The sequence below is a fragment of the Psychroserpens mesophilus genome (genome assembly GCF_050617655.1).
Lineage (GTDB): Bacteria > Bacteroidota > Bacteroidia > Flavobacteriales > Flavobacteriaceae > Psychroserpens > Psychroserpens mesophilus_A.
Map to the genome: position 1 here is coordinate 529,352 of NZ_JBODQC010000001.1, position 14,097 is coordinate 543,448.

The 14,097-nt window shown below is 33.9% G+C and carries 17 protein-coding genes; 7 read left to right on the plus strand and 10 right to left on the minus strand.

What is annotated here, in order from left to right:
• Positions 1-63 precede the first annotated feature (63 nt).
• The 4 genes from ACRHNM_RS02325 to ACRHNM_RS02340 all read left to right on the plus strand — a co-directional run bounded on the left by ACRHNM_RS02325 (position 64) and on the right by ACRHNM_RS02340 (position 4,082).
• Positions 64-612, plus strand: coding sequence for a CopD family protein (locus tag ACRHNM_RS02325; RefSeq protein ID WP_431133249.1), 549 nt, complete (start codon positions 64-66; stop codon positions 610-612).
• A 62-nt stretch (positions 613-674) separates the two neighbouring features.
• Entirely contained in the window at positions 675-2,129 is a 1,455-nt protein-coding gene (locus ACRHNM_RS02330) for a sensor histidine kinase (protein WP_431133251.1), read from the plus strand.
• Positions 2,130-2,141: 12 nt separating this feature from the next.
• Positions 2,142-2,924, plus strand: coding sequence for an enoyl-CoA hydratase/isomerase family protein (locus ACRHNM_RS02335; RefSeq protein ID WP_431133253.1), 783 nt, complete (start codon positions 2,142-2,144; stop codon positions 2,922-2,924).
• A gap of 84 nt (positions 2,925-3,008) precedes the next feature.
• Positions 3,009-4,082 carry a PA0069 family radical SAM protein gene (locus ACRHNM_RS02340; RefSeq protein WP_431133255.1) on the plus strand — a complete coding sequence of 358 codons (1,074 nt, stop codon included), beginning with the start codon at positions 3,009-3,011 and terminating at the stop codon, positions 4,080-4,082.
• Positions 4,083-4,093: 11 nt separating this feature from the next.
• Here ACRHNM_RS02340 and ACRHNM_RS02345 read toward each other — a convergent pair whose 3' ends face one another.
• The 4 genes from ACRHNM_RS02345 to ACRHNM_RS02360 all read right to left on the minus strand — a co-directional run bounded on the left by ACRHNM_RS02345 (position 4,094) and on the right by ACRHNM_RS02360 (position 6,535).
• Positions 4,094-4,753 carry an HD domain-containing protein gene (locus tag ACRHNM_RS02345; protein WP_431133257.1) on the minus strand — a complete coding sequence of 220 codons (660 nt, stop codon included), beginning with the start codon at positions 4,751-4,753 and terminating at the stop codon, positions 4,094-4,096.
• Positions 4,750-5,493 carry a lysophospholipid acyltransferase family protein gene (locus ACRHNM_RS02350; RefSeq protein WP_431133259.1) on the minus strand — a complete coding sequence of 248 codons (744 nt, stop codon included), beginning with the start codon at positions 5,491-5,493 and terminating at the stop codon, positions 4,750-4,752. Before ACRHNM_RS02350 ends, ACRHNM_RS02345 begins: the two co-directional genes overlap by 4 nt.
• An 84-nt stretch (positions 5,494-5,577) precedes the next feature.
• Positions 5,578-5,988: a BrxA/BrxB family bacilliredoxin gene (locus ACRHNM_RS02355; protein WP_431133261.1), complete on the minus strand. Its 411-nt coding sequence runs from the start codon at positions 5,986-5,988 to the stop codon at positions 5,578-5,580.
• Between the two features lie 136 nt (positions 5,989-6,124).
• Entirely contained in the window at positions 6,125-6,535 is a 411-nt protein-coding gene (locus tag ACRHNM_RS02360) for a hypothetical protein (protein ID WP_431133263.1), read from the minus strand.
• A 128-nt stretch (positions 6,536-6,663) separates the two neighbouring features.
• Between ACRHNM_RS02360 and ACRHNM_RS02365 the strand changes: the two genes are divergently transcribed.
• The 3 genes from ACRHNM_RS02365 to ACRHNM_RS02375 all read left to right on the plus strand — a co-directional run bounded on the left by ACRHNM_RS02365 (position 6,664) and on the right by ACRHNM_RS02375 (position 8,454).
• Positions 6,664-7,455: a TerB family tellurite resistance protein gene (locus ACRHNM_RS02365; protein ID WP_431133265.1), complete on the plus strand. Its 792-nt coding sequence runs from the start codon at positions 6,664-6,666 to the stop codon at positions 7,453-7,455.
• Between the two features lie 208 nt (positions 7,456-7,663).
• Positions 7,664-7,987: a TraR/DksA family transcriptional regulator gene (locus ACRHNM_RS02370; RefSeq protein WP_431133267.1), complete on the plus strand. Its 324-nt coding sequence runs from the start codon at positions 7,664-7,666 to the stop codon at positions 7,985-7,987.
• 50 nt (positions 7,988-8,037) lie between these two features.
• Positions 8,038-8,454, plus strand: coding sequence for a hypothetical protein (locus ACRHNM_RS02375; protein WP_431133269.1), 417 nt, complete (start codon positions 8,038-8,040; stop codon positions 8,452-8,454).
• A gap of 1 nt (position 8,455) precedes the next feature.
• Here the strand turns inward: ACRHNM_RS02375 and ACRHNM_RS02380 are convergent, their stop codons facing one another.
• The 6 genes from ACRHNM_RS02380 to ACRHNM_RS02405 form a co-directional block, all read right to left on the minus strand.
• The gene (locus tag ACRHNM_RS02380) at positions 8,456-9,616 is read right to left on the minus strand and encodes a metal ABC transporter permease (protein WP_431133271.1); all 1,161 of its coding nucleotides are present in this window, start codon (positions 9,614-9,616) and stop codon (positions 8,456-8,458) included.
• Positions 9,609-10,718: a metal ABC transporter permease gene (locus ACRHNM_RS02385; RefSeq protein WP_431134011.1), complete on the minus strand. Its 1,110-nt coding sequence runs from the start codon at positions 10,716-10,718 to the stop codon at positions 9,609-9,611. Before ACRHNM_RS02385 ends, ACRHNM_RS02380 begins: the two co-directional genes overlap by 8 nt.
• Positions 10,719-10,827: 109 nt before the next feature.
• Positions 10,828-11,562, minus strand: coding sequence for a metal ABC transporter ATP-binding protein (locus ACRHNM_RS02390; RefSeq protein ID WP_431133272.1), 735 nt, complete (start codon positions 11,560-11,562; stop codon positions 10,828-10,830).
• Positions 11,563-11,665: 103 nt separating this feature from the next.
• On the minus strand, positions 11,666-12,583 hold the full coding sequence (locus ACRHNM_RS02395; RefSeq protein ID WP_431133274.1) for a metal ABC transporter solute-binding protein, Zn/Mn family: 918 nt from the start codon (positions 12,581-12,583) through the stop codon (positions 11,666-11,668).
• A 10-nt stretch (positions 12,584-12,593) separates the two neighbouring features.
• Complete coding sequence (locus tag ACRHNM_RS02400; protein ID WP_431133275.1) at positions 12,594-13,433, minus strand: transporter; 840 nt, start codon at positions 13,431-13,433, stop codon at positions 12,594-12,596.
• Positions 13,423-14,079, minus strand: a complete 657-nt coding sequence (locus ACRHNM_RS02405) for a metal-dependent transcriptional regulator (protein WP_431133276.1) — start codon at positions 14,077-14,079, stop codon at positions 13,423-13,425. The genes ACRHNM_RS02400 and ACRHNM_RS02405 overlap by 11 nt, the downstream gene beginning before the upstream one ends.
• Positions 14,080-14,097 lie beyond the last annotated feature (18 nt).

Genomic DNA, 14,097 nt, shown 5'->3' on the forward strand with positions numbered 1-14,097 from the left:
TCGAGTACCGTTGAGATTTCTCTAAGAAGAGTTTGTAAATTTAGATAATCTAAAGATTTTTAAATGGACTATTACAATTATATAAAAGCACTACATCTCATTTTTATAGTGACCTGGTTTGCAGGTTTGTTTTACATTCCTAGATTGTTTGTGTATCAAATTGAAGCGTTTCATAAACCATCTCCTGACAAGGAAATTCTCGGTAAGCAATTAAAATTAATGGCAAAGCGCTTATGGAATATCATTGCATGGCCTTCAGCAATTTTAGCAACTGGTTTTGCAATCTGGTTAATCATTTTACAGCCTTTCTGGTTGCAACAGCCTTGGATGCACGTTAAACTCACCTTTGTCGTGTTGTTAATTATATATCATTTAAAAACACATCAGTATTTTAAACAATTGCAACGGGATGAGGTAAAAAAGACGTCAAATTTTATGCGACTCTGGAATGAAGGTGCTACCTTTATTTTATTTGCAGTTGTATTTCTTGTAATTCTTAAGAGCGCCATTAATTGGGTGTTTGGTGTTGTTGGAATTATAGTTTTGGGCATATTATTAATGCTAGGGTTTAAACTTTATAAAAATATGCGACACAAAAACCCTGAAGCATAATATTGGCTTAATTATTGTTACATTTAAACGAATAATTACCTAGATTCACTACAAATTTGCAGATGAGGTTAAAAAAATTGTCTTTACGTGTTCGTATATTTTTTGCTATGATATTATTGGTGCTTATTGCATCTATATTGATTGCTGCAGTAACCATTTACCAGTACAATGAAGAAGCTGTCGATTACCATAAAGAAAGATTAGAACGAAAAGAAACAGCTATTGTTAGTGATATTAATTATGTTATTAAGGAAACAACTTATCCTGTTGAAACCGAAAAAATAGCACTTATTTTTAAAGATGAAATTTATAGAATAGCAGCTATTCATGGCCTAAAGGTTAACTTATACGATTTAGATGGCACATTGTTAAAATCCTCTAAAGCAAGCTTTGCAAAAGATACTATTTTACAGTGTATTGATGTTGAGGTGCTCAACGCTATATCTAATACTGCTGAACACAGATATGTTGTAAAAAACAGAAAAAACGGAGAAACGTTTCAATCGTCATACACCTATATCTATGATTCAAAATCTAAGCCTTTAGCCATTTTAAATTTACCTTATTTAGAAAACGATGATTTCTTAAATAAAGAGCTTAATGAGTTTTTAGAACGCTTAGGTTATGCTTATTTGTTTATGATGTTAATCGCTATAATTTTAGCATTGTTATTATCAAAATATATTACTAGAACATTAAAAACAATTTCAGACAAAATCAACGAAACACGTCTGGAAAAACGTAATAAAAAGATTGACATAGAATCATCTAGCGAAGAAATATCAACTTTAGTCAATTCATATAACAGTATGATTGATGAACTCGAAGAAAGTGCAGTTCAGTTGGCTACCAGTGAACGAGAACAAGCCTGGAGAGAAATGGCTAAACAAGTGGCTCATGAAATTAAAAACCCATTAACACCAATGCGATTGAGTGTACAAAGTTTTCAGCGTAAGTTCAACCCTGAAGATGAACATATTTATCAAAAAGTAGATGAATACAGTAAGACGCTCATTCAACAAATTGATACCATGAGTTCTATCGCTTCTGCATTTTCTAATTTCGCTAAAATGCCAGCGCAAAAGAATGAAACCCTTAATGTTTCAAAAATTGTCAAATTAGGTTTAGATATTTTTAGTGAAGATTACATACACTTTTCTTCTGAAGACAATGAAATCATGGCTAATTTTGATCGTACACAATTAATTAGAGTGGTGACTAACTTAGTGAAAAATGGAATTCAGGCCATTCCGCTTGATAGAGAAAACCCTAAGATTGAAGTTAAAGTGTTTTCAGAAAATGATATGGTTAAGATAACGATTGAAGATAATGGAATAGGTGTTTCCGAAGAAAATAAAAGCAAGATTTTTGAACCTAAGTTTACCACAAAATCCAGTGGAATGGGATTGGGACTTGCCATGGTGAAAAATATTGTGGAAACTTATAAAGGAAGTATTACCTTTACATCTCAACAAGGAATTGGAACTACTTTTACAGTCACGTTCCCTAAAATATAATATACAAGCGCAATGAATTACCAGAATATTTTATCAAATACGAGTAACAAAATCACCACAATTACAATTAACAGACCTCAGAAGCTTAATGCTTTGAACAAAGACACGATACAGGAATTACATGATGCTTTTGATGAGGCTAATAGAAGTGATGATACTAAAGTAATTATTATAACAGGCAGTGGAGAAAAGGCTTTTGTTGCTGGTGCAGATATTAGTGAGTTTGCAGATTTCGATGTCAAACAAGGCGCAAAGTTAGCTGCTAAAGGACAGGAATTATTATTTGATTTTGTAGAAAACCTCTCCAAACCTGTCATTGCTGCAATCAATGGTTTTGCATTAGGAGGTGGTTTAGAACTGGCCATGGCCTGTCATTTTAGAATAGCGAGTTCAAATGCTAAAATGGGATTGCCAGAAGTGTCTCTGGGAGTGATTCCTGGTTATGGTGGAACGCAACGTTTGCCTCAGTTGGTAGGGAAAGGTCGTGCTATGGAAATGGTAATGACTGCAGGTATGATTGATTCTAATCAAGCCTTAAATTACGGTTTAGTAAATCACGTGACTTCTGAAGAAGAATTAATACCTTTTACTGAAAAAATTGCTGGTAAAATTATGCGTAATTCTTCAGTAGCAATCAAAGGTGCTATCAAATCTATAAATGCAAATTATAAAGATGGAGTTGATGGTTTTAAAACAGAAATCAAACAATTTGGAAGATGTTTTGGCACTGAAGATTTTAAAGAAGGAACTTCTGCATTTTTAGAAAAGCGAAAGGCTGAATTTCCGGGAAAATAGACATTTAGTTTTTGTTGATAAAGCTCATTTAAAGACTATAATTTGCATTATGATATTTTGTAATTTTACAAAAAAATACAAAATATGTTTAAAAAATCAATTATAAAAGGTCGTGGCGCTCAGCAAAATGTTCACAATCACTTTTTTTCACTTAGCCATGAACAACGCGATGATTTTTTAGAATATTGTGCTAAGGAAGGAGAAGAAGTCGACAGAAATAAAACACTTTACTTACCTGTTTTTCCAAAAACTATAGTCAATAAGGTTGCTAGTCCAGATGTTGGAATGGCGTATTCTATGAACATGTATCAAGGGTGTGAGCATGGTTGTATTTACTGTTATACCAGAAATAGTCATGAGTTTTGGGGTTTTAGTGCTGGATTGGATTTCGAACGTCGAATTTTGGTTAAAAAAGATGCCCCAAATTTGTTAGAAGCTTTTATAAAGCGCAAAAGCTGGAAAGCTCACCCAATCGTCATGTCAGGAAATACAGATTGTTATCAACCAGCAGAAAAAATATTTGAAATTACAAGAGCCTGTTTAAACCTATTTTTAAAGTATAAGCATCTAGTTTCAATTATTACAAAAAATGCATTAATACTTCGTGATTTAGATCTTATTACAGCGTTGGCAAACGATAATTTAATTAGTGTAAATGTATCTATTACATCACTATCGGAAACTACGAGAAGCGTTTTAGAACCACGAACAACTACCATAAAAAAGCGTTTACAAACGGTAAACATATTAAGTGAAAATGGTGTTCCGGTAAATGTCATGATGGCTCCAATAATTCCATCTATTAACAGTCATGAAATTCTACCTTTGGCTAAGGCAGTTTCAGAAGCTGGAGCTTTGAGTATGGCTCATACAATCGTGAGGCTAAATGGAGCAATTGGAGAAATTTTTACGGATTGGATACATAAAACCTTACCAGATAGAGCCGAAAAGGTATTACATCAAATTGAAAATTGCCATGGAGGAGCTCTCAATGATTCCAGATATGGTATACGAATGCGTGGTGAAGGTCACATAGCAAAGCAAATTAATGATTTGATTAAACTGGCGCGATTGAAGTATTTCAAGAATAAAGAAATACCAAAATTAAATACGGAATTACACGATATTTATAAAGATGGACAGATGAAGTTATTTTAAATGACTTCTTTTTATTTCTTTCCATTCCATTCAGCATAAAATTGCTTAAGAAATCCTTCCATATACAGATGTCTGTTCTGTGCAATTTGTTTTCCGGTTTTAGTATGCATTCGATCTTTTAAGAGCAATAATTTTTCATAAAAATGATTAATAGTAGGTGCTGTGGAAGCTTTATAGGCTTCTTTAGTCATCTTTAAATCAGGTGGTATCGAAGGGTCGTATAATTTCCGGTTTTTATAACCACCATAATTGAAAGTTCTCGCAATACCAATGGCACCAAGCGCATCCAGTCGATCTGCATCTTGAATAACATCTAGTTCTTTTGAAGAAAAACTCTGAGCTTCATTTCCGCCTTTAAATGACACGTTTTCTATGATTTTTACAACATGTTCAATAACTGTTGAATCTACATTTATTTTAAATAAAAATTCTCGTGCTTTTTGTGGTCCAATGGTCTCATCTCCATCATAAAATTTACTATCAGCAATATCATGAAGCAATGCACCCAACGCAACAACATAATCATTTACAGACTCATTTTTAGAGATGAGTAAACTATTATTATACACCCTTAAAATATGAAACCAATCATGACCACCTTCAGCAGATTCTAAGGTTTGTTTTACGAAGTTTTTGGTGTGCTGTATATGTTCAAGTTGGTCTGATGTCATTGGTCTAAAATAATGGCTTTCGTAATTGTTTGTTCTATATTTTTTATGAGCTCTTTATGATCATTTATTGAATTTAGCTCAATAGGTTCATGAACAGTAAACTTGAGATGATTCCCAATTCCCATTGGAAATGTGCCATAACGCAACATTTTCCATGAGTTATTAACCGTAATAGGAACCACTAATGCAGAAGGTGCTTTTTTAAACAACAATTCTAATCCTTTTGTTTTGAATGGTTTTGGATGTCCATCTTTACTTCTCGTGCCTTCTGGAAAAATAACTGCTGCACGATTGTTTTTTTCAATGTATTCAGCAAAGTTTAACATTGCAGGTAAAGCTTGACGTGGATTTTTCCGATCTATTAAAACAGAACCACCATGTCGTAAGTTATAGGATACACTTGGAATACCTTTTCCGAGCTCCTGTTTACTTACAAACTTGACATGATGTTGTCTCATGTACCACATTATTGGTGAAATGTCATACATGCTTTGGTGATTAGAAACTATAATTAATGGTTTATTTCTGGGAATATGATTTGGATTATACCAAGTAAAACGCGTGCCTAAAATGTGTAAACACCTTACTAAACAAAACTGAAGTGCATCAACACTTTTTTTATGTGCCTGATAACCAAAAACATTAAAGCAAATCCACTGTATTGGATGAAAAATAAGTAAGGTCATTCCAAACACAAACAAGTACAAAATTGTTAATGGATAAGCCAATAATTTTCTCATATAACAAATGTAATTTAATGCCTATAATACACAAAAAAACCACGACTAAATCGTGGCTTTAATTCGGTAGCAATTTTACTTTTTCTAGCAATGATTGTTGTAAGCATCCATAAGGTTTTCAGCAATTAATTCTGCTGGACGACCTTCAATATGATGACGTTCTAACATGTGTACCAATTCACCATCTTTAAACAATGCCATACTTGGCGAACTTGGAGGAAATGGAATCATGTGAGCTCTTGCTGCATCAACAGCTTCTTTGTCAACACCTGCAAAAACAGTCACAATGTGATCTGGACGTTTTGCATTTTGTAAACTCATTCTTGCTCCAGGACGAGCATTAGCTGCAGCACAACCACAAACTGAATTTACTACGACTAATGTTGTACCTTCTTTGGCTAATGCTGTTTCAACAGCTTCTGATGTATGTAATTCTTCAAAACCCACGTTTGTTAAATCCTCACGCATTGGTTTTACTAATTCTGCTGGATACATATATTTAATTTTTCAGATTAATATTTAGATAGCAAAGATACGCAAAAATAACAGGAACAAAGCTAAACTTAGTAAGCTGTTTGAATAGTATCATTAAAGTTTTCAATAACGGATAACTTAGGGATTTAGCAATAACTTACTTCACAAACGTATATGAAAATCCATCAAAAGCGATACCTTCATCTAAAATAAGCTGATGGTTTGTTAAGGTGTCGATATCCAACTCAACACTATCATCTAAAACGATTGTAATAAAACCGTCTTCAGGTGTTAGAACTTGAAAATCATATACACCTGAAGGGTAGCCATCAAAGACAGCTTCTGTATTCGTATTTATTATGGTTAGTTCTTGTGATTGGTTATCAAATGTCCATGTAATGATGCCAGCTTCAAAATCCTGATTTACACCAGCAAATCCACCTGAAACGTTTATTAAAGACCAAGTGCCATAGAGAGTTGGATCGCTATGGGAAGAGCAATGATCATCATTATTATTACACGAAAATGTAAATACAACAAGCAGAAATATATAGATATGCTTTTTCATGACGTAATTGGTTTTACACAATTTAGATATTTATATCCTTAAAAGGTTGCTTTGATAAGTGCTAAAAACTAAAAAAATATCAACTAACAAATGGTATATTTGAAATTTACAATAAATAAATTACATACATGAGTTTTGCAAAATGGATTGGTGGTGCTATAGGTTGGTCTTTTGGTGGACCAATTGGTGCTATAATAGGATTGGCTGTTGGTAGTTTAATTGATAACACGGCTCAACAAGGCGGTTTTTTGTTAGGTGATGGACCAACAACAAGAAAGGGGTCCAGAGGAAGTTATCGAAAAGCACCAAATTATGATAGACCAACAAAACAAGCGCAAACACAATCTGGAGATTTTGAAGTGAGCTTACTTATTTTAGCATCAGTTGTTATTAAAGCCGATGGCATTCAGGACCAAAGAGAACTCGATTATGTAAGGCAACAGTTTGTGAGTATGTATGGTAAAGAACGTGCAAACCATGCATTTCGCCTGTTTAAGAATATCAGCAAACAGCAAATCCCAACACGACAGGTATGTCTGCAAATTAGGCAAATGATGGATCATTCATCACGCTTGCAATTGGTGCATTTTCTCTTCGGAATAGCTAAGGCAGATGGAATGGTTACTGAAGTTGAGGTCAAACAAATTTATACCATCTGTGGGTATTTAGGCATCAGTTCTCGTGATTATGAAAGTATTAAAGCGATGTTTTATGACAGTAGTGATAATGCCTACAAAATTTTAGAAATAACTAAAAGTGCAACTGTTGATGAGATTAAAAAAGCCTATCGCCACATGGCAAAAAAATACCATCCAGATAAGGTAATTCACTTAGGGAAAGAATATCAGGAAGGTGCTGAAGAAAAATTCAGACAAGTACAAAAGGCTTATGAGCAGCTTCAGAAAGAAAGAGGTTTTTAATTTTGCTTATTTATTTGTTTTTCAATGTTTTTAAAGTAGCGTTTTTCTTAAAATTTAGATACACAAATATAACAACAGCAATAAAGCCGAGAATCATTATTATAGCTTTACCTGTTAGGTAATCAATGAGTTACATGTAATTTTTGGCAACAAAGAAAAATAGCTCCATTTAATCACTTATTTTAGACGAATTACAGGATTACACCTCATGGATAAAGCACAATTAAAAACTACGATACTGGATGAGATTTCTAAAACAGAAGCCTCTATAATTCATTATAAAGAATTGACTAAACCCATCGCACCAAATGATGCCATTGGTCGTGTAAGTAGAATGGATGCAATTAACAATAAAGCCATAAATGAAGCGTCATTGTATCAAGCTGAAAATAAACTCAACACCTTAAAAATTGTACTGTCTAAACTTAATGACGATGATTTTGGGATGTGTTTAAAATGTAAACAGGTTATTCCATTAGGAAGAATATTGATTAGACCAGAAAGTTTACTTTGTGTAAATTGTGCAACATGAATGATTGGTATGAATTTTGTGAATAGGGAAAACAACTAATACAACCATCAATGAAATTTTTATTATACTCTTTACTTTTATTAAGTTCAATGCTCATAAACGCTCAGGATGTTTCTGGAGTCTATCAGTGGAAATCTAGTTCTAATGATTTTGAACTCATACGAACATTAACACTTAATACAGACGGAACTTTTGAATATTATAATTACAGAAGAATTGAAAATGGTATTCCTAAAGAAACACACACTTATGGAAGAGGTACTTGGACTCAAGATAAAAAGGTAATTTCTTTTACTACAGAAGCCTCAGGTGTTAATGATAAATTCACCTTAGATTTCACAGGAACCAAAGCCCGATTTATCACTAAATCACCTAGAGATAAATCAGACCGAATTATTAAAACAGCGCTTAGCTTTTTTGAATCTGAAATTTTCTGGATAACAGGGATGAAACTTATAAAACAATAAATTATCCTCTAAACAGAAAGAAATCTTCTTTCATATCTTCTATTTGAGAATCTTCATTGGTAATGATATAATCGATAGCTTGAGTTGTAAACTCATCACCTTTTGTAGTAAGCGATACAATATTCTTGTTAATTTCAATCATATTGTTTTTTAAGGCCAGATCTAGAACCGTTTTAGAACGAACCTTTTGCCAATTGATGTGTTCATTTAAATGATTTACATGACGCTCATGTTCATCGTCATGGTTTTTCAAATGCAATAGAAATGTAAGCAACGATACTTCTGTACGTTGTTGTTTTTCTCTGTACATTACGGCAATAATCCCTTTACTTGGCGCAAACAAATAGACTATTAAGAATAAAACACCAAGCATTGTGGTTATGGAGCCAGCAATAGAAGCATCTAACCAATGTGCAAACCAATACCCAGAAATGGCACTGAAAACTCCAAAAACAACAGATAAAACAAGCATCTTTTTAAGGTCTGTGGTTAGTAAGTAAGCAGCAGCAGCAGGAGCAATTATTAATGCTACAACTAAAATAGCACCAACAGCATCAAATGCACCAACTGTAGTTATTGATGAAACCGTCATCAACCCATAATGAATGATTACAGGTGAAAATCCTAATGAAGCCGCTAAACCTTTATCGAATGTACTTAGTTTTAATTCTTTAAAGAATGTGAACAGTAAGGCAATGGTAATGATTAAGATACTTCCAATAATCCAAAGTGATTTCGGACCAACATCAACACCTGATATGAATAAGCGGTCAAAAGGAGCAAAAGCTAATTCACCAAGTAGTACAGCATCAATATCTAAATGCACATCATTTGCGTTTTTGGCAATCATAATCACGCCTATACTAAATAATACAGGAAATACAAGTCCGATAGCAGTGTCTTCTTTTACCAATCCGGTTTTTTGAATGTATTCAACCAGAACTACAGTAATCACACCAGTAATTGCTGCAAGTAGAATTAATAAAGGTGAGTTTAAATCTTGAGTGATAAAAAAACCAACAACAATTCCTGGTAATATAGAATGACTAATAGCATCACTAATCATCGCCATTTTACGAAGCACTAAAAATGTACCAGGAATAGCACAGGCAATCGCAACCAGACTGGCTATAATTTGTATTTCAAGTTGTGCGTTACTCATCTTGTTTGGTCAATTGGTTATACAAATTTGAAGCTGATTCAAAACCTTCATTAGTTAAGCTCCAAGTTGTACCTTGTAGCGTTACATAATTTTTCTCAACGAGTTTTTTTAACGTGCCTTTGGTAAACCCTTGAAAGTTATTCAGAATTTTAATTTCGTGTGGATGAGAAATATTTTCGTGTGTTTCTGCAATATGATACATTAAGGCTAAAGTCTTATGCAATTCTAAATCACGTCTGTTTTTTATTAATCGGATTTGTTTAAATAATAATCCACGACTAGGAGAAAATACAAACGATACAAATACAAAAACCGCAGCAACAATTACAATTACTGGTCCAGTTGAAAGGTTGTCTTGGCTAGCGCTAATTGCCGTTCCGAAAACACCAGAAAACGCACCAAACGCAGCAGCAAGAAACACCATATTAGCAAGACTGTTTGTCCACTGTCGAGCAGCAGCAGCAGGAGCCAATAACATGGCACTCATTAATACAACACCAACGGTTTGCAAGCCTAATACAATAGCTAAAACGATAAAGCTTGTAATTAGGATGTCGATAGTTTTGGTATTAAATCCAAGTGTTTTAGCATACTCTTTATCGAATAGTAAAATCTTGAATTCTTTCCAAAAGAGAAGGAGTACAAAGAGACAAATTCCAGTGACGATTGCCATCATCCAAACATCACTTTCAACAAGTGTTGCTGCTTGTCCAAATAAATATTTATCCAATCCAGCCTGATTTGCATTAGGTTGTTTCTGGATGAATGTAAGCAACAACATTCCGAAGCCAAAAAACAGCGATAAAATTAGTCCTAATGCAGTATCAGATTTCAGATGTGTTTTAGTGATGATTCCTCTAATCCAGAAGGTACCAATTAGTCCGCTAACTAAGGCTCCAATCAATAAGGTGTTACTATCTTTTGCTCCAGTAATTAAAAATGAAATAGCGATTCCTGGTAACGCTGCATGTGAAATGGCATCGCCTAAAAGACTTTGTTTTCTGAGTACAGCAAAGCTACCTAGCATACCAGTTACAGCACCTAAAATTGCTGTTCCTAGTGTGATGGTTCTTAAGGTGTAATCACTGAAAACGAGTTGTATGTAGTCTTTTAATTCGATTTTTTACTTTTTTTGTCATTCCGCACTTGATGCAGAATCTATTTTTATTTAAGTTCCAATTAATAAGATTCCTACCTGCGCAGGAATGGCATTACTCTTGAATACTTACTTTATAATTAATACCATAAGTCTTGGTTAAATTATCGTCATTAAAAATGTCTTTAACTGGACCAGTGGCTATTTTTTTTACGTTCAGAAAAGTCACCCAATCAAAGTATTCTGGAACTGTTTGTAAATCATGATGCACTACAATTACGGTTTTACCTGATTTTCTGAGTTCTTTTAAAATATTGATAATAGCGATTTCTGTGGTTGCATCAACTCCTTGAAATGGTTCATCCATAAAGTATATGGAAGCGTCCTGTACTAAGGCTCTTGCCAAAAATACGCGTTGTTGTTGTCCACCAGATAACTGACTAATTTGTCGGTTTTTAAACGGAAGCATACCTACTTTTTCAAGTGCCTCCAAAGCAGCTTTTTTTTCTTTTTGTCTAGGACGCTTAATCCACCCTAAACTTCCATAAGTTCCCATTAAAACAACATCAAGTGCTGTTGTAGGAAAATCCCAATCCACACTGCCTTTTTGTGGAACATAAGCCACTAATGAGCGTTGTTTGTTATATGGTTTTCCATAAATAGATACACTTCCGGCAATTGGTTTTAAAATACCTAATATGGATTTGATTAACGTTGATTTACCTGCACCATTAGGACCAACGATTGCCATTAATACACCTTCAGGAATTTCTAAATCAATATCCCAAAGTACAGGCTTATAGTTGTAAGCTACTGTTAAATCATCTATTTGTACTGCAATTTTAGTCATACCTAATCTTTTTGTCATTCAGAGTGTAGTGAAGAATCTAAAAATGATTTAGTTCTAGATTCTTTAGTCGTACTTCCTTCTAAATGACATTTTATTTAAAGTCCTACTTCAAAGCATTAACAATCGTATTCACGTTGTATTCAAACATGCCAATGTAAGTGCCTTCGGCTGTTCCAGAGGTTCCTAAAGCATCAGAATATAAAGTGCCACCAATACTAACATCATGACCTTTAGATGTTACTGCAGCTTTTAAGGCTTCGATAGTTCGTTTTGGCACTGAGCTTTCTACAAAAATAGCTTTAATGTTTTTTTCAATAATAAATGCTGATAATTTTTGAACATCCTGAACGCCAGCTTCAGTTGCAGTTGATAAACCTTGTAATCCAACCACTTCGAAGTCGTAAGCTTTTCCGAAGTAATTAAAGGCATCATGAGCGGTCACTAAAATACGTTTGTCTTTTGGAAGCGTTTCAATAATACCTTTTAGCTTAGACTGAAGGACATCTAATTTGTTGATGTAGTTCGTTTCATTCGTTTTGTAACTATCTGTATGTTCAGGATCTTTTTCGGAAAGTACCTGAGTTACTTTTTGTGCAAACAGCTTAAAATAATTGATATCAAACCACACATGAGGATCGTAGTTAGAGGCAAAATAATCGGAACCAATCAAGGTGTTTTTATCTAGCTCTTCTCCTAACGCGATAGGTGTTTTAGTCTGGCTTCCCATTTTTTCAAAAACTTCAACAAGCTTTCCTTCAAGATGCAATCCGTTATAAAAGATAACATCAGCATTCACCAATTTTGTAACATCACCTTCGCTGGCTTTATATAAGTGAGGATCGACACCGCTTCCCATTAAACCTTGAATATTAATATACTCACCTCCAATGTTTTTTACCAAGTCTGTAATCATTGTGGTTGTGGTGACTACGTTTAGTTTTCCATTTGATGGTTTGTCATTTTTGCAGCATAAAAAAGAAAAAGCAACAATGAGTATTAGTAAGGTTTTTATTGTTTTCATAACTGTTTATTTATTTAGTAGGTAATCTGAAGCTTACACCAGCACTCAATAATAAATCTTGTACTTGAGTAATTCCAGAACCTATTGTTGCGTCTAACTGAATATTTTTAGATAAAAGATAGGTTAATCCTGTATCCCAAAGATGACTAGATTTACTGTCTTCAGGAAGATTTCCATAAATTTCTGCATAAATTCCTATTTTATCAGAAACACTGTATCCATAGGATAAAGAATACAAATAGGAAACTTCAGGAGAATCATCTTGCCAGCGTGCTCCGAGATTGTAACTTAGACTTGATTTTGAGCTCAATGTATGTGCAAAAGCGAAAATAAAATCTGCTCCAGTAGTTGCTGGTCGATAATCTTCACCAGCAGTAAAAGGCAGGTATAAATGACCTAAAACTCCAACTTGTGGTTTCCATCCTTTCTCGTCTACAATGGCAATCTTAGTTCCTAATAATAAGGGACTAAAACCACTAGAGATATTTTCTAATTTACTTCCGTTAACTGTGGTTTGTCCTTCCGAAAAGTTCCAGCCAACTCGTAATTCTAAATTATCCAATAACCCTAAACGGACTAAAGTTGTGTTATAGGTGTACGTTTCAAACTTGACATTATTAGCTTCAAACCGTTCATAAGCACCTCCTGTTTCGACCTGGATATATTCAGGAGCAATTGTTGATGCAGATTCAGTTATATCAGGTCTATCAGTCACCAGAGGTTCAGAAGCAATATTAGATTCATTTTCATTTTGAGCAAATGAATCAACTACAGTTGTTGTAGTCATAAAAGTTATTATGAAACCTTTTAAGCTTTGTTTTAAATGATCTTTAAAGAATTTAGTTTTCATCGACATAAATAATTTTAGTAAAATTTTCATTTAAAACAATGGTGTTTGAACCTATTGCTATTTGGGTCATTTTATTGCCACTAAATTGTTTTGAAACGGTTAACGTATTTCGATATTTTATTTCATTTAAAGCACAAAACTCAAAGAATTCTTTGTCGTCGCTCATTAATCTGGCTATAGTGTATGTTTGTCCTTCTTTTGCTTCGGCAAGAGAGATTGACGTGTCTTGTGTTGTAATTTCGCCATCAGCATTTGGAATAGGATCACCATGTGGATCAAACTTTGGATGTCCTAGATATTCACTAATTTTTTCTGCCAGTAAATCAGACGTTTGATGCTCCAATAATTCAGCTTCACGATGAATGTCATGAAGTGATAAATCAAACATTTTAAAGAGGAAGGCTTCCCATAGTCGATGCTTGCGAACGACATTGAGTGCCATTTTTTTACCTTTTTCGGTGAGTTGAAGTGCTTGATACTTTTCGTAATGCAGTAAGTCTTTTGCAGCTAATTTTTTAGCCATATCTGTAGCTGCAGGATTAGAAATACCAAGTTGTTTTGCTATGTTACCAGGTTTGGTGTCTTTGATATCATGCTTGTCATTATTGTAAATGGCTTTTACAAAATTCTCTATTGCTACAGACATTTTTGAGCGCTTTAATTA